Source organism: Telluribacter roseus (genome assembly GCF_017355915.2).
In the GTDB taxonomy this organism is placed as follows: Bacteria; Bacteroidota; Bacteroidia; order Cytophagales; family Spirosomataceae; genus Telluribacter.
The window spans coordinates 45,738-67,940 of sequence record NZ_JAFEUV020000021.1 but is presented as its reverse complement, the minus strand read 5'-3'; the positions used below and the strand labels follow the sequence as shown (position 1 = coordinate 67,940).

At 50.3% G+C, this 22,203-nt stretch carries 22 protein-coding genes and 1 tRNA gene; 10 read left to right on the top strand and 13 right to left on the bottom strand.

The features are described 5' to 3' along the window. Positions 1–1,283 (top strand): tetratricopeptide repeat protein (locus JTN23_RS24250; RefSeq protein ID WP_247237705.1); only part of this gene is annotated, 1,283 nt, incomplete at its 5' end. Between the two features lie 546 nt (positions 1,284–1,829). Here JTN23_RS24250 and JTN23_RS24245 read toward each other — a convergent pair. The 8 genes from JTN23_RS24245 to JTN23_RS24210 form a co-directional block, all read right to left on the bottom strand. Further along, positions 1,830–2,639, bottom strand: a complete 810-nt coding sequence (locus JTN23_RS24245) for a relaxase/mobilization nuclease domain-containing protein (RefSeq protein WP_247237704.1) — start codon at positions 2,637–2,639, stop codon at positions 1,830–1,832. Continuing rightward, complete coding sequence (locus JTN23_RS24240; RefSeq protein ID WP_247237703.1) at positions 2,636–2,965, bottom strand: plasmid mobilization protein; 330 nt, start codon at positions 2,963–2,965, stop codon at positions 2,636–2,638. Before JTN23_RS24240 ends, JTN23_RS24245 begins: the two co-directional genes overlap by 4 nt. Before the next feature lie 236 nt (positions 2,966–3,201). Next, a complete protein-coding gene (locus JTN23_RS24235) occupies positions 3,202–3,747 on the bottom strand; it encodes a hypothetical protein (RefSeq protein ID WP_247237702.1) in 546 nt (181 codons plus the stop codon). Then, on the bottom strand, positions 3,713–4,423 hold the full coding sequence (locus JTN23_RS24230; protein WP_247237701.1) for a P-loop NTPase family protein: 711 nt from the start codon (positions 4,421–4,423) through the stop codon (positions 3,713–3,715). Before JTN23_RS24230 ends, JTN23_RS24235 begins: the two co-directional genes overlap by 35 nt. Before the next feature lie 276 nt (positions 4,424–4,699). Next, positions 4,700–5,710 carry a DUF8464 domain-containing protein gene (locus JTN23_RS24225; protein ID WP_247237700.1) on the bottom strand — a complete coding sequence of 337 codons (1,011 nt, stop codon included), beginning with the start codon at positions 5,708–5,710 and terminating at the stop codon, positions 4,700–4,702. A gap of 368 nt (positions 5,711–6,078) precedes the next feature. Next, the gene (locus tag JTN23_RS24220; protein WP_247237699.1) at positions 6,079–7,056 is read right to left on the bottom strand and encodes an AAA family ATPase; all 978 of its coding nucleotides are present in this window, start codon (positions 7,054–7,056) and stop codon (positions 6,079–6,081) included. 45 nt (positions 7,057–7,101) lie between these two features. After that, positions 7,102–7,395, bottom strand: a complete 294-nt coding sequence (locus JTN23_RS24215; RefSeq protein ID WP_247237698.1) for a helix-turn-helix domain-containing protein — start codon at positions 7,393–7,395, stop codon at positions 7,102–7,104. A 398-nt stretch (positions 7,396–7,793) separates the two neighbouring features. Beyond that, a tRNA-Phe gene (locus tag JTN23_RS24210) sits at positions 7,794–7,866 on the bottom strand. 260 nt (positions 7,867–8,126) lie between these two features. On the opposite strand from JTN23_RS24210, the gene JTN23_RS24205 reads away from it, so the two are divergent. Genes JTN23_RS24205 through JTN23_RS24195 form a run of 3 tightly spaced genes read left to right on the top strand, consistent with a single transcriptional unit; the run spans position 8,127 to position 10,626 of the window. Next, entirely contained in the window at positions 8,127–9,461 is a 1,335-nt protein-coding gene (locus JTN23_RS24205; protein ID WP_247237697.1) for a 4Fe-4S dicluster domain-containing protein, read from the top strand. Positions 9,462–9,470: 9 nt separating this feature from the next. Continuing rightward, complete coding sequence (locus JTN23_RS24200; protein WP_247237696.1) at positions 9,471–9,794, top strand: DUF3784 domain-containing protein; 324 nt, start codon at positions 9,471–9,473, stop codon at positions 9,792–9,794. Between the two features lie 34 nt (positions 9,795–9,828). Next, positions 9,829–10,626, top strand: coding sequence for a (Fe-S)-binding protein (locus tag JTN23_RS24195; protein WP_247237695.1), 798 nt, complete (start codon positions 9,829–9,831; stop codon positions 10,624–10,626). 59 nt (positions 10,627–10,685) lie between these two features. Here JTN23_RS24195 and JTN23_RS24190 read toward each other — a convergent pair whose 3' ends face one another. The 3 genes from JTN23_RS24190 to JTN23_RS24180 all read right to left on the bottom strand — a co-directional run bounded on the left by JTN23_RS24190 (position 10,686) and on the right by JTN23_RS24180 (position 15,145). Then, positions 10,686–11,198 (bottom strand): GNAT family N-acetyltransferase, encoded by a 513-nt coding sequence (locus tag JTN23_RS24190; protein WP_247237694.1) that lies wholly within the window; start codon positions 11,196–11,198, stop codon positions 10,686–10,688. 57 nt (positions 11,199–11,255) lie between these two features. Continuing rightward, positions 11,256–14,162 carry a PVC-type heme-binding CxxCH protein gene (locus JTN23_RS24185; protein ID WP_247237693.1) on the bottom strand — a complete coding sequence of 969 codons (2,907 nt, stop codon included), beginning with the start codon at positions 14,160–14,162 and terminating at the stop codon, positions 11,256–11,258. A 128-nt stretch (positions 14,163–14,290) separates the two neighbouring features. Further along, positions 14,291–15,145: a sugar phosphate isomerase/epimerase family protein gene (locus JTN23_RS24180; RefSeq protein ID WP_247237692.1), complete on the bottom strand. Its 855-nt coding sequence runs from the start codon at positions 15,143–15,145 to the stop codon at positions 14,291–14,293. A gap of 155 nt (positions 15,146–15,300) precedes the next feature. On the opposite strand from JTN23_RS24180, the gene JTN23_RS24175 reads away from it, so the two are divergent. The 3 genes from JTN23_RS24175 to JTN23_RS24165 are packed head-to-tail and all read left to right on the top strand — an operon-like array spanning position 15,301 to position 16,993. Continuing rightward, positions 15,301–15,798, top strand: a complete 498-nt coding sequence (locus JTN23_RS24175) for a hypothetical protein (RefSeq protein ID WP_247237691.1) — start codon at positions 15,301–15,303, stop codon at positions 15,796–15,798. A gap of 58 nt (positions 15,799–15,856) precedes the next feature. Further along, on the top strand, positions 15,857–16,345 hold the full coding sequence (locus JTN23_RS24170; RefSeq protein ID WP_247237690.1) for a gliding motility lipoprotein GldH: 489 nt from the start codon (positions 15,857–15,859) through the stop codon (positions 16,343–16,345). An 18-nt stretch (positions 16,346–16,363) separates the two neighbouring features. After that, positions 16,364–16,993 carry an LON peptidase substrate-binding domain-containing protein gene (locus JTN23_RS24165; protein WP_247237689.1) on the top strand — a complete coding sequence of 210 codons (630 nt, stop codon included), beginning with the start codon at positions 16,364–16,366 and terminating at the stop codon, positions 16,991–16,993. Here the strand turns inward: JTN23_RS24165 and JTN23_RS24160 are convergent. Next, entirely contained in the window at positions 16,965–18,227 is a 1,263-nt protein-coding gene (locus JTN23_RS24160; RefSeq protein ID WP_247237688.1) for an AI-2E family transporter, read from the bottom strand. The two genes, JTN23_RS24165 and JTN23_RS24160, sit on opposite strands and share 29 nt — an antisense overlap. 3 nt (positions 18,228–18,230) lie before the next feature. Between JTN23_RS24160 and JTN23_RS24155 the strand changes: the two genes are divergently transcribed. Both JTN23_RS24155 and JTN23_RS24150 read left to right on the top strand, forming a co-directional pair. Beyond that, on the top strand, positions 18,231–19,076 hold the full coding sequence (locus JTN23_RS24155; protein ID WP_247237687.1) for a hypothetical protein: 846 nt from the start codon (positions 18,231–18,233) through the stop codon (positions 19,074–19,076). A 97-nt stretch (positions 19,077–19,173) separates the two neighbouring features. Beyond that, positions 19,174–19,881, top strand: coding sequence for a response regulator transcription factor (locus tag JTN23_RS24150; protein ID WP_247237686.1), 708 nt, complete (start codon positions 19,174–19,176; stop codon positions 19,879–19,881). A gap of 18 nt (positions 19,882–19,899) precedes the next feature. On the opposite strand, the gene JTN23_RS24145 is transcribed toward JTN23_RS24150, so the two are convergent. Beyond that, on the bottom strand, positions 19,900–20,580 hold the full coding sequence (locus JTN23_RS24145; RefSeq protein ID WP_247237685.1) for a hypothetical protein: 681 nt from the start codon (positions 20,578–20,580) through the stop codon (positions 19,900–19,902). Positions 20,581–20,734: 154 nt separating this feature from the next. Here JTN23_RS24145 and JTN23_RS24140 point away from each other — a divergent pair, with 154 nt between their 5' ends. Next, positions 20,735–22,192 (top strand): NADH-quinone oxidoreductase subunit N, encoded by a 1,458-nt coding sequence (locus JTN23_RS24140; protein WP_247237684.1) that lies wholly within the window; start codon positions 20,735–20,737, stop codon positions 22,190–22,192. Positions 22,193–22,203: the final 11 nt, after the last annotated feature.

Genomic DNA, 22,203 nt, shown 5'->3' with positions numbered 1-22,203 from the left:
ATGGTTTGGACATAACTAAGGTAATTTGGGTGAAACAATTTACTAAATTGTCTCTTCCCTTTTTCTTCCCTTCTGTCCATTTTTACTTGACTACGTACAAAGAGCTTTATGAACAGGTATTACATTATGAGGAAAACTTTGAAGTAAAAATAAGTAGCCGTATAGATGACTTAGAGAGAGCTAAGGGTAACTTAGCTCTTGTGCTGTGGAAAATTGGTGGTGAGGACAATTTGAAGAGAGCAGTAGAGCTTTTAGAACATGCACTAGCTACTGACATTGAAAACTTTGGTGAAATTCATCCTGCAGTGGCTTTAAGTCAATCTAGCCTAGCTATGGTTCTTAAGGACATTGGAGATCTGAAAAGTCTGTATCAGGCCAGAGAACTCCTTGAGAGAGCATTGAATACTTATATTATCACATTAGACAAAACAGCTCCCTCGATTGCAAGAGTTCAATCTAGCTTAGCACAAGTTTTGAAGGACATAGGTGGAGAAGACAATTTAAAATTAGCCAAGAAGCTTTTCGAAAAAGCGCTTGTCTCAGATGTTGCCAATTTTGGTGAGAGTGCACCAGAGGTAGCTAGGACTCAATCTAATTTTGCCTTAGCTTTAGTAGAATTAGGTGGGGAAGCAAATCTGAGACAGGCCCATCAGATGCTAGAAAAAGCTCTGGCCTCTGACATCGCTAACTTTGAAGAAAATGCTCCTGTTGTAGCTTTAAGACGATCTAATTTAGCTACATTACTTTGTGCTTTGGGTGGAGAAACAAATTTAATCCAGGCAAAAGAACTTCTGAAATTATCTCTGAGCTCTGATATATCCAACTTTGGCGAAAGATCGCGGGAGGTAGCGAGGGCAAGGTCTAACCTGGCTCTGGTACTGAAAGATCTGGGAGGACCTGACAATTTGGATCAAGCAAAAGAATTTTTAGAGAGCGCCTTAGAGTCTGAATTACTATTTTTTAATGATATGGCTCCCTCCGTGGCAGTAATTCGTTTGAACTTAGCGGCAGTGTTGCAGGATAGGGACGGAAAGGAAAACTTACTCCGAGCAAAAGACCTTTTAAAAAAAGTACAAGATGCCGATATCATTAACGTTGGTAAGCCTAGCGTATTCTTAATGTGGAATCTATTTAATACTTATCTCAAGTTAAAGGAGATGAGAGAAGCAGGTAAATATATAAGGGCCTTATATATTGATGTATATAAAAGTTTACCTGATACACATCCTCTTAAGCCTATGATAAGAAAAGCATATTTTTATTACAAGTCCTTAGGGTATTAAGAGCATAAACACAGGCTAGATTCACGTTTAGTTCAGCCAGCGTAATATTATACTTCAGCTGACAGAAGTAGGAGTCACTAAATTAGGGGCACATATATTGGGCCAGAACTTGATCGTCAGTATAATGGGGACAACAGTCCAATGAAGCTCTGTTGATTACTGTCTCATCATACTAGTGAGCAAAGGTATGCTGTCTTGATTATCACACTATCTCTGCCCTGAACAAAATAAAAGGAGAATTTATTAAACAGGTTGGGGATATGGTTTCGTTAGTCATGGCTGATGAAACCTTCCATGAACGTATCATTGCCGTTCTGATTGGTCACCATATTCAAGTGAGTGAATGTACGGAAGTGCCCTCATTCGGCGTATCTATGTAGAAACTTGTAGAAAGGATCCTTTATAGAGTAACCTTGCGCCGATGAGCTGACGCTGATTACCACTAGTGCGAAAATCAGGAAAGGTGCTACTAGGAGGTTCTTGGCAGGGACTTATGGAATGTTTTCTTCTGATAAATCGACTTTATCCTAGCTTTTACTACACCTCCTACCATTTTAGCTTTGGTTTCCCAACCGGTCCAGTTATTTTAGTCTTCTGATTCTCATCCATCAACATATTCTTATCAAGCCTGGCCTGCAGTTGCTTGGCTGTAAATCCTACGTCCTGCCCTTTGATGGCTACGCCTTGATAGCAGTAGCTGGAATATTTTAGCCTGCCTCCTTCCAACTGATACCTACACTCAATCCCTTTTTCTTTCAGCCGTCGCTCCATTTCTGCCGGGTTGTTTGATTTCGCCTTCAATGCTTTCCGGATGGCCAGTTGAACCACCTGCTGGGCTTCCAACTGGTTAGGCATAACATGCCGCAGTTGCCCGTCTTTGAGTCGTTCTACTTTGGCAAAGCCTAGCTCCTGGCTTATCTCCCGGCATATTCGTTCGTTACGGGCGTAGTTATGGGAAGTAGTCAAAGCCGGACCTCCATCGGTAGGTACCCGATTAATGTATATGTGAATATGCCGGTGAGGCTGGTCGTGGTGTTGGTACACCACGATCTGATGATCGGTAGGATCAGCGCCCATCTTCTGGCAGTAGCTATTAGCAGCTACAATTATCTGCTCCCGCGTAGGATGCTCCTCCGGCTTCCAGCTTAGGGAAGTGTGCCACACGGGCTTCTTACAACGCCCGTAGGAAGCTTCCTGCTGCATTTCATCGGCAATTCCTTTAGGATCCTGTGATACGATGTTATTCAGAATTAATAATTCTGCTTTCCCTTTAATTATGGTTCCGTCCAGATGATACCCAGCGCCATAGTGGATGGCTCCGTGGAAGTCCGAGCCAATGGAAGTTTTTGCAATCATTCCTTCAATAGGTTTTTCAGTTTATCTAGTACTTCCAGCAGCGGCTTTTCATACAGAAGGCCTTTGTGAGCATAGGCCGTAAGCTGATTAAGGTTATTCCCGATGCCCTGTAGATTTCTCTTTTCTTCCTTCTCAAAGCGGGCTTTTACCGGATGGCTGGTACCCAGTCTCCGGAGGTAGTGCGATACGCTAAGACCAGCCAGGGTAGCATTGGCTTTAATGGTTTCATATTCTTTCTGGTTGACGCGCAACAGGATCGTCTTATCTTTCTTTTCCCGCTTTGAGGCAGCAGCCTTACCGGGTTCATAATGAGATTTATCTTCCATAGGTATGGTATTATGACTAACTAATGAGGGGCTTGGGGCCTTCCCCAACAAGGCAAGGGAGGTACGACCGTTGTGTTTGTATATACCGTTCGTAAGAATGTATATACAAACACATGGCTTGCTTTACTTAGCGAAAGGGTCGTAGCATAAACGGATCGAAAAAAGTCGAAATAGGCCGTTCTGGTTTTATTCAGTTCTATTCCGTTTGAATTGGGTTGAACTGGTTCGAATTAAGCTCACTTCCTGGGCTCTAAAGGCATCAGAATAGCATCATCGTTTTTCAGGTAGTAACAGTCCAGGCCCGCCCGGGTACCCGACAGCATCTTTTGGGGTTTAAGCACCAGAAAATGTCTGCCTCCTATCTCTTCCACCCAACCTTCTTTGATGACCTGCTGAAATAGCCTGGCTTTAGGAGAGGCATTCAAAAGAGTATTCATTTCCTGGTAGTCCTGCGACTGGCTGACAAAGTAGGTCGTGATGAGTACTGCCACCAGACCAACTACCGAAGGCGCTAACCACTTTCCCAGCCCGTACAGAAACGCCTGCTGATTATTGCTAAAATAGACGGGCTGGATTTGTCCCTTGATCAGCTGACTGGCATTGTCGATGGAATTAATAGAACTTTGCACCTGACCATTGAACTGGAAGAATTTCTCGTTGATCTCGGTCATCAGTACCGCCGTCCATTCATCCATTTCAAAGCCGTACTTGGCCTGAAACTTTCCTTTGATCCGGATCAATTCTTCCTTACTGATGGATGAGCTCATCTTTGAAATGATCATTTAGTTCTTTGTTCAACCGGATTCGCGCTCCTGTCTGGTACTCTTCGCGGCCGTATCCCCTCCTGATTCCATCCAGAATCTGACTACCCAGGTTAGAACCCGGATCAAAATCACCGAAGGTTCTGAACCGTAGTCCCAAGTTCTCGCAGTTTGCTTTCAGCTCCGTAGCCAGGCCCGGAAAGTTGTTGAAGGTGGTAATGCTCTGCCATACGATGACTTCAAATTGCAGATTTAGCGCTCTGAGCAGCCGCTGTAGATATTCAACTGATGCTTTATAAGCACCTCCCCCGCCGATGACTACGTGAAAAACAGCCTGGTAAGTCATAGCATCCGTAAATTCTTTGAATGGGAGATCGCGCTCCAGCAGGGCCGGAAACTGTTCTGACTCCGGTGCTCCAAAGTCAAAATAGATGCGCTGGAAAGGGGAATCCGACAGACTCTCCAGGTAGGAGATAAGATTATCCCGAACCAGGACTTCTTTCTCATTCAGAAGAGACAGGGCTTCCATGCGGGCTTCACCCAAAAATTTAAGCTGCCGAGTGGATGTTTCGGTCGAGCTGTCTACATCCACAAATAAGGTTTGCTCCGAGTGTTGATGAGCCAGGCCTAACAGGTAGGCCAAAAGGCTTTTACCCACACCCCCCTTTGATTGTAAAATGAAATGGAGTTCTTTCATCGTTTTGAAAACTTAGATTTGACTGGATTATTTAAATTAAAGTTCTGATCATCGGGGTCCGTCCAGGAAACCTCCTTACCTGGCTCCTTCTTCTTGTCCACAGGTACTTTACTCTCCCTGTGGACACTACTTATCATAGTGGGCCTGGGTGCAGTTTTCCCGGAGAAGTAGTACCGGCAATACTTGATATCGGCCTCGGATACCATTTCCTCCTGCCCCAGTTCCTGATTGATTAAATCGGCTATAAACCGCAGAGAGGCATTTAGCTGGATGGTATCACTGAACAGGTCGAAAAGGACGCGTCGACGCTTTCGGTCCTGTTTCTGGTATAGTTGAATCACTAGCTCTTTGCTCATAAGCGATGGGGGTTTGAGTTAAAAAGTCATTCAGGTCTTTATGACCGGAGTAAAAAACGGACATGTCTATCACCTGGGGATGTCGGACTCTTAGTTGACTGGCCGCTTTCATCCCCGCCTTGTCATTATCCAGAAAGAGGAATAGTCGCTCGTACCTGGCTATGTACGCTGGGGTTCGGCTTAAAAAAGAGAGTGAATTCAAGATCAGGTAATCAGAATCAGCAACATGAAAAACGGGCAGCATCTGGTAGGACAGAAAGTCCATGAAGCCCTCGAAAACGGACAGCTTAGCTCTACCGTTGTCCAGAAAGGAGATATCCTTGGGAGCCAGACTAGATTTAAAACCCGGACCGCTCAGCTCGTATCCTTGTGAAACATTTTCAAAGGCTATGCTCCGGAACAGTCTGCCTTTATTTTCGTAGTACAGTTCCGTACAGAACTGGCTGCCCACCTCAGGCGCGATACCCCGTGACTGCAGGTACTCCATCAGCTTTGGATCTCGTAGCTCATGATTTCCGATCACGCGTAACCCTTTGCTTTTCCTTGCTGAAATGGGCTTGTTCGTTGGGTGCGGGTGAAAAGAAAAAAAGCTGCTTTTGATTTCCCTCATGACCCGCTTCACATCATCCGTTTGGAAAAGAAGGCATGCTAAGTCAATGAGGGTACCTCCTTTACCCATACCGTGATCATACCACAAGTTCTTCCCGCTATCAACCTTGAAGGAAGCGGTCTGCTCGGTCTCACGGATCATAGAGCGGTACCAGTAGTCGCTACCTTTGATACTGACAGGCTGAAAGCCTTTGACTGTTAAAAATTCCACCAGGGAATACTGCTGATTGATGTGTTTAGCATTCATATTTTTTTTCTTTTTCACCCGCAGCCGTTCGTTCGTTCCACGTTCTGCTCGTTCTTTTCGTTCTTTTCGTTCCATTATAAAATCTCGGTACTGATTATCAGTCACTTATAACTAAACCCTCTTTTTGTCCCGGAAAAAGTGGAACAAATCGAACGCAATGGGACAAATGGAACACCTGGAACGGACGAAACAAATCGAACGAAAAGAACGATATAGGCCAGAATGGAACGTTTGGAACGGAATGGAACGAACAGAACGTTCGAAACAAACGGGACGAATGGAACAAAAAGAACGATATAGGCTAAAATGGGATAAACAGAACGAACGGAACGTTCGGAACGAATAGAACATTTGGAACGAAATGAGTTGAAATGGAACATGCGGAACGAAAAGAACGAATGGAACAAAAAGAACGGCCGGAACGAATGGGACGGCTGGAACGCTCACTCGTTTAACCATCGGTGAATGGTTGATTTTGCCCTGTTCAGTATCCGTGCAATCTGATCTATTGATTTTCCCTGATCTCTGAGCTCCTTCGCCAGATCCTTTTGCTCGTCCTTTTCGGGCAGTACATCAGCACCAATATGCTGGGACTCGTCAATGTTGTCCTGCACGAAATCAAACCATAACGAATCGGGATTCAGCCTCAGCAGCTTGGCTCCGTCCGTTTCCTCGCAGTGTCTGGATTTTGATCGCTTGAAGATCCGGTACTGAATGTCCTGCTTGCTCTTCCTGAGAAACATATCACTATCGGTCAAATCAGATTTAACACCTGAGCCGCTCTGCAAATCGCTATCCGTAAGCAGGTGTCGAGTGTGTTTTCGGGTATGGTCCGTAATGATGATCGTGGTATTGAGCATATCCCGCAGGGTCAGGATCAGGTGCATGGCCTTGGCTACCTCCTTGTTGTTATTGGTATCCGAATTCAGAAAAGCTACCCGGAAGTTGTCCAGGACAATAAGTACAGGCTTATGGATACTGGACATTTCAATAATGGCCTGGACTTCTTCTTCCAGGCTGTTTTTGGTCGTGTACACCAGGCTCCGGTAATTGGGAAAGCTAATCGTGCGGGGTGGCTCTTCAAATAGTTTGGAAAGTCGGCGGCTGATGGTATCCTCGCTAAGCTCACAATTAATGAAAAGCGTGTTGCCATGGTACTCAATCGGCTCGTTCCAGAGGGATTCCCACTCAGCGGAAATAGCGATGCACAGCTGCAGACCTAGTAAGGTTTTGCCGGTTCCTCGTTCGGCAGCGAAGATCACGGAGGAGTTCTCAAGGATGTAATTGCCCAGGAGCCTCTTAAGGGGAGCGAGGGTTTTACCCCGGTGGGCCAGTTCTTCCATCCCTTTCAGGGATGAGCTGGATATAATCTTTCCTGCCAAATGGTTGGATAAACCATTCAGTCCGTTTATTTTTGTCATATCGGATTTCTTTTAAAGTCATTTGGGGATAGCGCGGTCGAGGCGCTATCCCTTTTTCTTTTTCTTCTGATTGGAGTGCATGTATTCCAGCACTTCTGATTTAATGAAATAGATTCGCCGGTGAAGCCGGTGGTAAGGTAGTCCGTCCTTCTGCCACTGGTGCAGGGTAACAAGCGATGCGTCCAGTTCTTTGGCCATCTGGGCCCGCGTCAGGAAAGGCTCCTGCTTGGGGGTGTCGGATTGTCCGTTGGGGTAGAGCGCCTTTCTGATTTCTTCCTGGATCAGGTTACCGGCAAACGCCTTAAACTCCTCAAATTCGATAAGCACTAATTTCGTCATGGCGCAATGGGTTTTTGATTTTGCTGGCCGAATATGAAAAGGGAATTTGAGAAATGGCGGTAGGAATTTGGTAGGAATAACCTAAACTGCATTTAAACGCATCTAGACGGCTTTAGGAGAGGAGTTGGTTCAGGGGCCACCAATCAAAAGACAGCCAATTAGGATAAGTAAAATAAAGATTTTAGGTAAAATAGGGGCTGGTTGTTTAGCTGAATAGAGCCAAATTGACTCTAAATTGGAAGAGTTCCGAAGGTATATTTGGAAAAGTTCTCTACCTCTGATAAAGGATTTTGGAGCAGAAATACGGGAAACAGGAGGAGACTGTAAACTAGAATGTAAACCAAACAAAAAACCGCTTGACAATCTATTGATTATCAAGCGGTTACCTTTGCATTCTGTGGTGATGGACGGAATCGAACCGCCGACACAAGGATTTTCAGTCCTTTGCTCTACCAACTGAGCTACATCACCGTTCCAGTTGGTATGTTTTGGGACTGCAAAAATAGGAGCCTTGTTTTTCTTTCCAAAACATTTCTGCAAAATATTTTCAAATATTTATCACCTTTAAACAACCTCTTCTGTTAACCTGTTGATCTTGTAGACCTTACCCCTACATCCCAAAATATTCATTGATTACTATTTGTCTGCTATTTCATTTTTTCGATATTTGTAATAGTATGCAAGCATACTATTACGTTTAATATGTAGAATTAACCCATACATTAACTCTTATGGAATACATACAGCAGATCCTATTCGCTATCATACTGGGCGCTGTAGGCTGGCTTATATATCGACGCATTAAGCTCATCAGGGACACCATCCGGCTGGGACAACCCGAAGATCGTACAGACCGCCCCTCAGATCGACTACGCCTGATGGGACGTATGGCCTTTGGCCAAAAGAAAATGTTTGACCGCCCACTGGTAGGTATTATGCACTTTGTGCTGTACGCAGGCTTTTTGCTCATCAACATCGAAGTCCTGGAAATTATTCTGGACGGATTATCGGGCCAGCACCGCATGTTTGTGCCTTTCTTTGGTACCTGGTACCACTACATCATTGACTTTTTTGAGCTACTGGCCGTTGGAGTTATCGTAGTATGTGCAATTTTTTTGGTACGCCGCAATATCCTAAAGGTAAATCGCCTGCAGCCGGAGCGCCATCGCGAGCTTCGGGGCTTTCCGTACATAGACGGCAACGTAATCCTGATTTTCGAAATTGTGCTCATGTGTGCCATCCTGACCATGAATGCGGCGGATACGGTACTTCAGGATATGAACAGCGCCCACTATCCTCTTACGGGCGACTACCTGATCAGCCAGTATCTGAAACCCCTCTTTGCGGGCTGGAGCGAAGGGGCACTTATCGGGCTTGAGCGGGGAGCATGGTGGTTTCATATTCTGGGTATTCTGGCCTTTGCCCTGTACGTGACGCACTCCAAGCATCTGCACATTGCGTTGGCCTTCCCGAATACGTACTTTGCCCGGCTGACGCCCCGGGGTGAGGTAAGAAACATGCCTGAAATCACCAAAGAAGTAAAGCTGATGCTGGGCATGGAGCAGGCTGACCCTAACGAACAACCGGCAGAAATTGGTCGCTTCGGAGCCAAGGATGCCATGGATCTGAGCTGGAAAAATCTGATGGATGCTTACTCCTGTACCGAATGTGGGCGCTGCACAGCACAATGCCCGGCCAATATTACCGGTAAGCTACTGTCACCGCGCAAGATCATGATGGATACCCGCGACCGCCTCGAAGATCTTGGTCATAACATGCAGGCCAACGGAGGTAAAGTAGTGGAAGACGGCAAAACACTGCTCGGAGATTATATCCTGGTGGAAGAGATCATGGCCTGCACGACCTGCAATGCCTGCGTAGAGGCTTGTCCGGTGATGATCGACCCCCTAGACATCATCATGCAGCTCCGCCGCTACAAGATCATGGACGAAGCCCAGGCGCCCGCTTCCTGGAATATGATGTTCCAGAATATGGAGACCAGCCAGGCGCCATGGAAGTTTTCACCCAGCGACCGGTTCAACTGGGCCAACAACCTACGTCAATAGTTCCACGCTATGGAAGTCCTGCTCATATTTGGAGCCATCGCCCTGCTGCTCGTCGGACTGGGGATCTACATCTGGAAGAAGGAGGCTACGTATCTGCTAGCCAATTTCCCCAGGGATCCTCAACAGATACGGGACCGTAAGGGCCTGGCCCGCTGGGCGGGACTGTTCCTGATCATTCTGGCGGGAGTACTCCTGCTGGAAGGGGTGTTGCTCTGGCAACTGAAAGACTCTCGCTATGAACTGGTACCCGTAGTAGTGATGATTCCGGCCGTAAGCCTGCTAACTGTACTCTTTCTGATAGGCGGACAACGCTATATCGAATACAAAAACTGATATTCACAGCTTCATGAAGCACATATTGTAAACTATGTCAGAAATCGAATATAAAGTACCTACTATGGCCGAAATGGCCGCCAATGGCGAAACACCCGAGGTCCTGTTCTGGGTGGGCTGCCTGGGGTCGTTTGACGACCGTTATAAAAAAGTGACCGTAGCTTTTGTAAAAATACTGAATGCCGTAGGTGTAAAATTTGCCGTACTGGGTACCGAGGAGAGCTGTACCGGCGACCCCGCTCGTAGGGCCGGTAATGAGTTCCTGTTCCAGATGCAGGCCATGACCAACATCCAGGTACTGGACATGTACGGCGTTAAAAAGATTGTGACGGCTTGTCCGCACTGCTTCAATACGCTTAAAAACGAGTACCCCCAGCTAGGAGGCAACTACGAGGTTATTCACCACTCCACTTTCCTGCAGCAGCTCATCAACGAGGGCCGTGTACGACTGGAGGGCGGAGGTACCTTCAAAGGGCGCAAAATTACCTTCCACGACCCCTGCTACCTCGGAAGGGCCAATGGCGTATATGAGGCGCCCCGTGAGGTACTGGAGGCGCTGGACGCCGAGCTCGTAGAGATGAAACGCATCCGCTCCAAGGGACTGTGCTGCGGAGCCGGTGGCGCTCAGATGTTCAAAGAACCCGAGCCGGGCTGGAAAGAGGTGAATATAGAGCGTACCGAAGAGGCCCTCAATACCGGAGCCGATACCATAGCCGTGGCTTGTCCGTTTTGTATGGTGATGATGTCCGACGGAATAAAGAATAAGGAGCGCGAAAACTCCGTAAAAGTACTGGACCTGGCCGAGCTGGTAGCCCAGGGGCAGGGTCTCTAAAAACATACTACTTCATTGGCAAACTGCAAGGCGGGTACCTTAGGGTACCCGCTCTTGTTTTAGAGGTACTTACGCATAAGGTCGTCGGTCTGCGGATCAGTACCGAGCAGGAAGGTGGCTTCGCCTACTTTTTCAAATCCCATCTTCTGGTAAAAGCGCACCGCCCGTGGGTTCTGCGGCCATACGCCCAGCCATACCAGCTCAAAGCCCTGGGCCCGCATCCAGCCCAGACAATGCTGCATAAGCTCCCGCGCCAGGCCGGCTCCTTGGTAAGGGTGGTCTACATAGAAGCGACTGATCTCTACGCCCTTTCGTTCCGGCTCCGGCGGTAGTTGGCTCCCCAGCACCATCTTCATATAGGCCACGATGGTACCCTCATCCACTGCCAGCCAGTACCGCACCTGCGGCCTATGAAAATCAGTTATGAAAGAGAGTTCGGCAAAAGCCTGCTCCACGTACAGCGCCATATCTTCCGGCGTGTTTAGTGCCTGGTAGGTATCAATGAATAGTCGCTGGCTGAAATGGCGTAGGGGTTCTATATCTTCGGGTGAGGCTAATCGGTACTGGATCATTGGTACTATTTTTTCCACAAAATACTTCCATGGCTAAAAAAGCGTACAGCTTAAAGCCTACTGCTTAAAGCTCAATAAGTAGCCCGTCAGGTCAGCCAGAGCCTGCTCGTCCAGCCCCAGTACCGTAGGCTCGGGCATCAGGGACCGGGGCATTTTAGTCCTTTCTTTGATTTGATTGGCTTTGATGGCGTGCTGCTTGCCAGCGGCATCTTTAAGTACCACCGTAGCGCCATCACTGAGCAGAAAGCCAAAGTAGCTATCGCCCTTCTTGGTAGTAACAGTATATGCTTCGTAGCCGAACACCATGCTGGCCGAAGGGTTCACGATGGCATCCAGCAAGGCCAGCTTGTCGAACTTCTGGTGAATCTGCGTCAGGTCAGGGCCTACTTCGGCCCCATTTTCGCCGTGGCGGTGGCAGGTTGCGCAGTTAGTCGCAAATAAAGTTTTTCCTTTCTCAATGTTCCCGTTCATCCGGGCAATGAAGTCTACCTTCAGTACCTTTCCATTCCGGGGGAAGAACTGGCTGGCTAGTACCCGCACGTTCTGGTCAGGATTGGCGAAGATCTGCTCACTCACGGCTCTGGCAATGGTATCCGGTAGCTGCCACTGGGCTTTAAGGTCTACGAGCATATTGCCTCCGTCGGCATCTGACGCCATATTTCGGGCCGCCTCGATACGCGCTGCCAGGGGCTGATTCTTATCCTGTACCTGCTTTTTGAGCTCCAGCATCTGCCGGTAGGCGGGCGTGATGGCCTGCGCCGTGGCCGCCTGCCAGTCGAGCAGCTCGGCCCAGTCGTTGGTCCGGCGGAAGTTGAGCCACCAGCCCGCGCCCGCCGCTACGTCGGGTAGTGGGGAGGATGACAGCGCCATCATGGCCTCCACTGCCTTCCTGTCTTTCACAAAACCCAGTGCCGTCAGGGCCTTCCGCCGCTCCCTAGTAGGTACTTTAGCTGAAGCTGCGCGTACCCTCAGCTCCTCTACAGCCTGTACAGGGTGCAGTCGCCAGGTCAGCCCTACCCGCTGCGGCGACCAGCCCTCCGGCGCCTCTTTGTATAGCTCCTGTACCAGCTGGTATACCTGGCCCTCCTTGCCTTCGGCGGCAGTACCCAGCGCTTCCAAGTACCAGGGGTCCTTTCCGTCGTACTGCCGCAGCAGCTCTGTAAGTACCTGTCCGGATTTCTCGAAAGGTATATCCCGCAGTGCAATAGCGACTTCCCGTCGCACGGCGGCATCCGCATCTGCTGCCACTTGACGGGCATAGGGAAGTACATCCGACGTAGTGGCCCGCAGGGCCCGGAAGGCGGTCAGGCGTAGGTCCGTATCCGGGCTTTGCAGTAGCTTTTCGGTTTCTATTCTCCCTAGTTTCCCCAGTTGTGGCAGCAGCCACACCGCCCGCGCCCGGTGGTAGGGGTTCTCAGCAGTTAGTAGTGCTTTTACTTCACCCACTACGGCTTCGCCCCTACGACGTAGTGCTTCAAAGCCCAGCAGCCGCACGTTCACCGCCGGGCTCTTGAGAGCCTCTACCATACCCGCCGTCGTGGTCAGGTCCAGTCGGGGCGTAGTGAGCTTCCTGCCTTTGGGCGTAACGCGGTAGATGCGGCCGTAGCCCTTGCGATCGTGCATGGCGTGACCACCCACTATCGGATCGTACCAGTCGGCGATGTAGAGGGCACCGTCGGGTCCGGCAGCGATGTCTGAGGGCCGGAACCACTTACGGGTATCTTTATCCGTCTCGAACCACTCGTAGCGCTCCGATGCCTGCGGAAAGGAACTGATCAGGTCGCGGCGCGGCAAGGTAAATCCCGCACCTTCTTTCTGCGGCTGGTAGGCGAATATCACATTACGGCCAGCCTCGCAACTCAGCAACGTACCCCGGTACTGCGGCCCCAGCGCGTCGCCTTCGTAGTAGAGCACGCCGGTAGGGGAGCCCGCGCCGGTGTTATCACCGGCAGGCATGACACCGGGGTCCTCCTGGTGCCAATGCGACGTAAATATATCCTGACCCGGCCGACGGTCTGCCTGCCAGTAGCGGGTACCATCGGCGGAAAAGTACCCGGCGTTTCCATTTTCGGGCAAGAAGGACGTGCGGCAGGTAATGACCTGGTCGTCGTTGTCGTTCTGCCACATGTTGCCGTAGCTGTCCAGCGCCAGTTCGTAGCTGTTCCGGAAGTTGTGCCCCAGTACCTTCAGACCGGTACCATCAGGATTGACCCGCAGGGCCAGTCCACCTACCCATACGCGTCCGTCGTCCGACTTCATGTTGCCCCCATTCTCCTTGTTGTACGGAGTACCGCCCGTGTAGAGACTGCCACTGCGGAGCGTCCAGCCACTACGGTCGGTCACTACATGAGGGCCGGCGTTGCCGGTGTTGAAGTACCAGCGGCCATCCGGCCCGGCCACCACCGCGTGCAGTGAATGGTCGTGGTCGTAGCCTCCAAAGCCAGTCAGCAGTACCTCGCGGCGGTCGGGACGATCGTCGCCGTCCTCGTCGGTATATACCAGCAGATTAGGCGCGCAGGAAACAATGACTTTATTGCCAATCACCGCAATACCTAGCGGCGCCGTCAGCAGCGAGTCCTCTACGAATACTTTGGAGCTTTCGGCCTTACCGTCCCCGTCCTTATCTTCCAGGATTACCACCCGATCCCCCTTGGGCCGGTGCGACAGTCGCTCACCCGGCTTGGTATTGAAATCCCGGTAATTAACCGCCTCCGTCACCCACACCCGGCCCCGGGCGTCGATGTCCATGTTGGTAGGATTGTAGAAGAGCGGTGCCTCGGCCCACAGCGTCACATCCAGGTCTGCGGGTGCGTAGAGGCGGGTGGAGTCTTCCGCTACCACCGGTAAGAAGGCCCGCTGTGGGGCAGAAGGGGGCAGCAGAGTCGTAAAGGCCAGAGCCGTAAGGATAGTAGCCAAGGCAAAGGTGGTACGGGTGCCGGATGGACGGGTGAGGGCGATATACATGACCTGGTTTGGTATAATCAGTTATGAAGTGTCGCCCCTATGGGGGCTTCTGGTAAACTTTGTCTGCTGCTGCTACTAAAGTATCGCCCCTACGGGGCTTTCCTGAGCCCTACTAGTATAGTAGCAACCTAAAACCTAAACAGCTTCTCAAGGTACTGGCGGTTGTGGCGGTAGCATTTTACTATGTCGGCTCCTTTGGGGCTGGCCCATTCAATCTGCATCCAACCCTGGTAGCCCATGTCGTCCAGGACACGGGCAATGCGGGGCCAGTCGAGAGTACCTTCGCCGAGGCGGAAGCCGTTTTCCTTCATGTGTATCTCACAGATCTGCTCCCGGCCCAGCATCGGCAGCTCCTGGTAGATGTCGTAGCCCGCGTCGGTGGCGTTGCGGAAGTCGTAGTATACTTTTACGGCGGGTGAGCCTACGGCTTGAATGATATCCAGATGTTCCTGCGCACTCAGATACGACTCTATCCCCAGCGTCACACCCTGCTTCTCGGCCTGCGGAGCTACTTTTCTGAGTCGCTCTATAACCGCCTTCTTACCCGCTTCGTCCTGCCGCAGATCGCCTTGTGTGAAAAACGCCAGCAGTACCACCGGTGCACCCAGCGCTTTGGCGGCATCCACACTATTCCAGACCCACTCCTCCGTTCGTACCTCCGACTTATAGGGCACCCGGTTGAGCTCACCTATGGCCAGGCTGGATACCCGCACTCCCGTACGTCCGGCGGCTTCACGGATGGTCTGTAGCGTAGCCGGATTGGAGAGCCCAGCCTCATCCTTACCTGTATTATAGCTTACCTGTAGCCCCTGCAGGCCTATTTGCCGGGCCAGGTCAAAAGCCTCCGCACTCATGGCTTTACCCAATGACCAATCACAGGCACCCAGTTGGTAGTGGGCCTTCAGCAGAGATTTGCTATTCAACGTAGCCAGTGCGCCCAATCCCAGGGCAGCTTTCCGGATGGCATCACGACGACTAAGCATATTTTACGTTCTTTTACATCTTAAAAAGGACAGCCGAGCTAACCTTTTACTGCAAACGAACCCGGAGCAGGACCTGCTTGTTAAAATACTAAGAGCCGACAGCCTCTGGCTAGCTTTTTTCTTGTAAATTAGTAGTATTCAAAATCTAACACAGTATGTACATTCCGTTTGACAAGATAGATTTTAATGCCCGCATCTGGATTTACCAGGCTTCGCGCGAGCTGACCCAACAGGAGGCAGACGCTATCACCGAAACCCTGAAAGCTGCACTTGATGGATGGGCTGCCCATAACAAACCGTTGCTATCATCAGGGAAAGTGTTCTATAACCGATTTATCGTCATTGCCGTGGATGAATCGCACGAGCTCCCCAGTGGCTGCTCCATCGACAAAACCACTCACTGGCTACAGGAAATCGGCCAGCAGTTAGGCGTGGATTTCTTTGATCGTTCGGTTGCTTATCTGGACGCGACTAAGAAAGTCAGAACCTTATCTATCAATGAAGTGAAGCAGGCTATCGCTGACGAACAAATCACTCCATCTACTACGGTGTTCGATAACCTGGTCAGTACCAAGGCCCAGTGGATGAATCGGTGGAAAGTACCCGCCGACCGTACCTGGCTCAAACGCTACTTTAAGCAGCAAACGGCCTGAGCGTTTTGAAAGGTGACCATTCGGAATTAGATTTGTCCTGTACTTTATCTGATTCCGAATGAAACTTTTGAAGATTCTGGGAGTAGTAGGGCTAGGCCTGTGGCTGACCGGCTGTAATGACCCGAATACCGTATACAAAGCCTACGAAGACATTGAAGATGGCCTTTGGTACGTCAAGAATACTCCTACTTTCAAGATCGAAATCACGGATACGACTCAGACCTACAACCTGTACTACCTGGTACGTAACAGCCTGCAGTACCCTTACTACAACCTGTACCTGACCCGCAAGATCACCGGGCCCGATGGCCAGATAGTAGCTGCCCGCCTGGAGGAACTGTACCTCTCTAACGAAACTACGGGCAAGCCCTACGGAAGCGGACTGGGTGACCTGTTCGACCACAAGATTTCTTTTCTGCGCAACTACCGCTTTCCCCGATCAGGTACCTATACGCTCACCATTGAGCAGTCTATGCGTCAGAATCCGCTGCCCTTTGTACTGGGCGTAGGCGTAAGTGTTGAAAAAGCTACCGTCGGCAATCCATAAACCATTAATCACTCTGGGATGACTCCAATGCTACCTCTATTCCCCCTGAACCTGGTAGTGTACCCGGGGGAAAAACTCAACCTGCATATTTTTGAGCTCCGCTACCAACAGCTTATCAACGAATGTCTGGAGGAGAAGAAAACGTTTGGGATCCCTGCCTTCCTGAACGACCGGTTGCCCGGCTTTGGTACCGAAGTAGAGGTAGTGGCCCTGCACAAGCGCTACGAGGATGGCCGGATGGACATTTCGACCAGAGGTCTGCGCGTATTTGAGATCGACACCTTCAAGAACCCCCTAAAAGGTAAGCTTTATGCGGGCGGAGTAGTCATGTACCCCGCCGAGTCTATCGACCTGGACCAGCCTTTACCCGAGCTTCTGCGTTTAGTGGATCAGCTCTACGACCTGCTTTCAATTACGGTGGAGTATCAGATAGAGGTAGCTCCGTTTTCCTTTCAGATAGCTCATAAGGTAGGTATGTCAGTGGATGATGAGTACCAACTGCTTACCATACCTCAGGAAAGCCAGAGGCAGCAGTTCCTGATCCGGCACTTACGCAAAGTACTACCCGTAGTGGCCGATATGGAGCAGACCAAGGCCCGCATCCGGCTAAACGGCCATTTCAGGAATCTGGACCCCCTGGATTTTTAGGTCTGGTAGGACGAGGCGGGGGCGGCGGAGTACCCTCAGGTCTGTTATTGGCGTCCGGCTTCTTACGATTCCGGTGGCGGGGTGGCCGACGACGTCTTTGCGGATCTGCTGCACTCTCCTCTTGCTTCACTTCTTTTGCTTTTTCTTCAGCTACTTCCCGCTCCGGCTCGCCCAGCAGGTACCCGTAGGGCTCAAGACCAGGACTGGAATCCAGTACTACTTTTATGATCGCCGTCAGTGGTAAGGCCAGGATCAGGCCCGACAGGCCCCATAGCTGCCCGCCCAGGAACAGAGCTACAATGGCGGCCAGCGGATTGATGCTTATCTTGGAGCCTACAATATTGGGAGTGATAAAATTACCTTCCAGAAACTGCACAAAGGCCATAATACCAATGACTCCTAAGGCATAAATGGGTGAGTCTTCGGTAACAATACTCATCAGGGCTGGTAGTATAGAGCCAATAAGAATACCGATGTAAGGAATAAGAATCAGGAAAGCAGCCAGAAAGCCGAAAAAGATAGCATTGTCAATCCCCAGCAGAAGCAGACCGACGGTATTCAACACCCCCACGATAGCAATTACCAGTACCAGCCCCGCCAGGTAGCTTTTGATCACCTCATATATCTTCATGAGAATACGGTCCAGCTTGTGCCGGGGCACCTGCTTGAACGCCTTGTGCAGAAAGCGCCGGAAAAAGTCGCGGTACAGCAGAAAAAAGAATACGTAGATAGGTACTAATATAGCCGTTGTAAGGGTACCGGTGGTAGCGACTACAGTGCTAAGCAGCATGGCCCGGCTTTCACCCAGGGCGTTCAGCAGGTATCTTTTTCCTTCGGTCACCTGCTGGGTCCGGCTTAGATTAAACTGGCGCTCACCCAACGACAGCATCTGTTCCAGCAGTTCTTCTGCTTTGGCTGTTATACGGGGGATCTCATCGGCGAAGCCTGCAATCTGAATGGAGGCTACATAAATCAGACCAACCAGCACTACAATAAAGATAAGGATACTGATCAGAATAGCCAGTACGCGCGGCACACGCCATTGTTCAAACCGCAGGCATAGCGGATGCAGGAGTATAGCGAACAGTACCGAGAAGGAGAGAGGGATGAGCGTTTCGCGCAGCACAAACAGGATATATACCCCCGCCAGCAACGATACCAGAATACTGGCTATTTTAAGGTACGCAGGGAATCTTGTATCTTTGATTTGGCCAGGCCCCGTAGAGGTGTTCATATTATGAAGATTTTTTATCTGTGGTTTTTATTCAAAACTATGCTGTGCGGCTGCCAAGCCGAGCGTCAACAACATAATAATCTTGCCAAGGTACGCGCCAGGTACAAGATTAGCAAAACAGGCAAGCTTCCGACCGTTGCTCATGAAAGCTCAGGTCTGGCCAGAGGCCAGGGAGGAACTACTTTCTGGACCCATAATGATAGTGGAGGAGAGTCGGTACTGTACGAAATTGATTACAGAGGAGCTTTGGTATCTACTTATCAGGTTTCGGATGTTCCCAACCAGGACTGGGAAGACCTTGCCCAAAGCCCGGAGGGGGTACTCTACATTGCCGACACGGGAAACAACAGCAACACACGCCGCTCCTTCCAGATCTACGCCGTCACGCCCGAAACATCTGCCGTCGAAACCATTACCTTCCGGTATGCTGATCAGGATAGCCTGTCGTCGCTGACTAACGGCTCGCAGCAATATGACTGCGAAGCTATATTTTACTACAACCAGAAGCTGTACCTCTTTTCAAAGAACCGGATCAAAACGGATCATCCGGTCAAGCTGTACGAGATACCGGCAAAGGCTGGCGACTACGTGGCTACTCCCATCGATAGCATCCACATTCAGGGCCAGGTCACAGGAGCGGACATAAGTCCCGATGGTAAAACCTTTGCACTACTAACCTACGGCAAAATAGTATTGTTTGGAGTAGAGTCAGGAAGGATCAGCTTCTGTCAGCCCCAGGGATGCCTCAGACTGGTACGGAAGCAGACCGAAGGCATTATGTTTCTGAATAACAGCGATATATTGGTTACGAATGAGCAAAGGCAGGTGTTTAAATTAATGCTACGCTGATGTTAAATTTGTGTTAAGACTCCACCTCTACGAGTAATATCCATAACACATCCGCTAATTTCGAAACCGAATTAACAAACTTCAATCACCTCACCGTATGAGCGCCAAAGCAGCAACCCAGGTAGCAACTAAAGTACTAGTGGTTGACGACGATCCGGATATTGTAGAGCTACTGGAGTATAATCTTCAGAAGGAGGGGTATTTTGTAGAAACCGCCTCCAACGGTAAAAAAGCCATTGAGATTGCCAAAGATTTTGTTCCGGACCTGATTCTGCTGGACATCATGATGCCTCAGATGGACGGGATCGAGACGGCCCGCGTCCTGCGGCAGACTGCGGAGCTCCGCCACGTGTACATCCTGTTCCTGACGGCGCGCTCCGAAGAGTACTCCGAAGTGGCTGCTTTCGAGATAGGCGCTGACGATTACATTACCAAGCCCATCAAGCCCCGCGCTCTGATGAGCCGGATCAACGCCCTGTTCCGCCGGGAAGCACAAAAGGCCGACCCTGGTGATGAAGTCACCATTGCCGACCTTTCTATTAACCGTAAGAACTATACCGTAAGTCAGGGAGATAAATCCATTATACTCCCCAAGAAAGAGTTTGAGCTGCTGTTCTTCCTGGCCCAGAGCCCCAACAAGGTTTTCAGCCGTGAAGAGCTACTCCAGAAGATATGGGGAGCCGATATCTATGTACTTGAGCGTACCGTAGATGTACATATCCGTAAGCTCCGTGAGAAGCTCGGCGAAGGCTACATCAAGACCCTGAAGGGCGTTGGGTACATGTTTACGGATCAGCCCGAATAAGGCCTTTTACGCTATCCCTTAGCGGGGATCCGCGTCACCGGCTTTGTAGGCGTCGTACTCTTCCAGCACCTTCACAATGTCTACCTCCGACTTCAGGTTAAGCTGCTGTTCCTTTATGTTATGCTCCATCAGGTTCTTCTTGTCGCTGAGCAGGCTTAGAAGCGCCTTTTTATCGCCTTTCTTGATGGGGTGCATCTTGCCCTGCTTATAGACATACAGCTGCTCATTAGGTACAAAGCGACTTACGGCCGTAGCGGAGTTATACTGCTTCTCGTCCCGCTTCTTGCTTTCAAAGCGCTTGAGCAGCTTGGTATTGCCATCGTGCAGTACCCGGTAGAAGCTGCCCTCGGTCTGATCGTCGATGGCCGGAAAGCCGCGTCGGAATATGTACAGAGCGTCACCGGTCGGCATGGCAAACTCTACTATTTCATTAGCTCCCAGTCGGTAGAGCTTTCCATCCTTTTCGTACTCGAGTTCATCCTGGAATATATCGTACTTCATTTTTATTCCGTCTACTACTTTATCACTGGTTGTCCGGACAGTGCCGGTAATCCACTGATCGGCGAGCAGGTAAGGAGATCCCTCCGTATCCGTATATTTGTATTCCGAAACAACCCGACCGTTGACGTCGGTCATGTACTGAGCGTGGGCTGGTATCAGAAACGCCGCCAATACCAGACTGCAGATTAATTTTTTCATGGTCCTTTAAAATTAGAATGTTGTTCTAGGTACTACTGTGACCTTAATTAAGTAATAAATCTATGATTTAGTACGGTGCAGCCCTTAATCTCAGATTTTTTGGTGAGGCCTGCTATCTTGTGTGTACTTTTGTCAAAAAATTGTTCCAACGATTTTGTATCTCAACGAACAGCTACTTCATATTCGTCAGAGTCTGGCCGGTATAGCCCCTGAACTCTTTCTGACCATTTTTTTCCTGCTGCTCCTCACAGCCGAGCTACTACTAACGCCACGGCTCGGAAAAGAAATGGCCGCTCGCTGGCTGCAGACGGGTAGTATCCTGGGTGCTGTAGCGACGCTGGCGCTGGTGATAGGACAGTGGGACACCGAGCCTGCCTTCCGGTTTGAGCCATTACTGTTTTTGGATACCAAGGCAGTCTTCTTCAAAGGTATGGTGGTGGTAGCCTGGCTGGCTACCCTGCTGCATATAAGGTACCTGCGCTATAACTTCCCCAACGAGCTGAACGCGCTCCTGGTAGCCGCCGTACTGGGCATGTGCCTGCTCTGCATGGCTACCCACCTGCTGACGATCTACCTGTCGCTGGAGCTACTATCGATCTGCTCGTACCTGCTGGTGGCCCTTTCGCCGGATCGGAAAGCCACCGAAGGAGGTATGAAGTACCTGCTGTACGGATCAGTGAGCTCGGCCATTATGCTGTATGGTATCTCCCTGATCTATGGCCTTACGGGTACATTGGATATTACCCAACAGGCTATGCAGGCGGGGCTCGCCAATAACCCAACCTTTGTAATGCAGGTAGCCATACTACTTACGCTGGGCGGGCTGCTGTTTAAGCTGTCGCTGGTGCCCTTCCATGTATGGACACCCGATGTGTATGAGGCAGCTCCTACGCCGCTGGTTTCGTTCCTGTCGGTTGCTCCCAAGGCGGCCGCACTGCTGGTGCTTATGCGGCTCACCGGCGCTCTTCCTCCTGAATTACTTCCTACCCTCGGAGGTGTGGCGTTGATAAGTATCACGGCGGGTAATGTGGCGGCACTCTGGCAGCAGAACGCCCGTCGTCTGCTGGCTTATTCTTCCATCGCACAGGCAGGGTACCTCCTCGTGGGCATAGTGGCTTATTCCGAGTCGGGCTTTGAAGCGGCTACGTTCTATACGGCGGCTTATGTACTTACCAACATGGCGGCTTTCTTCCTAATCGACCTCCTCCACCCCCGCACCAGTACTGATCTAAGTCTATACATAGGGCTGGGCCGGCAACAGGTAGGTGTCAGTGTAGCGATCACGGTGGTAATGGTGGCTCTGGCGGGACTTCCTCCTACGGTAGGCTTTACGGCCAAATGGCTGGTATTCTCGGCGCTCTGGGATAGTTTCCAGCAGGCGGGGCAGCCGTGGATGCTCTGGCTCCTGATCGGAGGTATCTTGAACGCTGCCATATCCCTGGCTTACTACCTGCGTATTCCGTTTTTACTGTTTTTCCGCACGAGTGCCGAGCAGGATACCCTTCCCGTTGCTCCCGTTGTCAATCGGGTACTGGCGGGCGTGCTGCTGGCGTTGGTGGTGATTCTTTTCTTCCGGCCCAATTGGCTTATCCACTGGATCGGTCAGATGTAACGCGGGCGCAG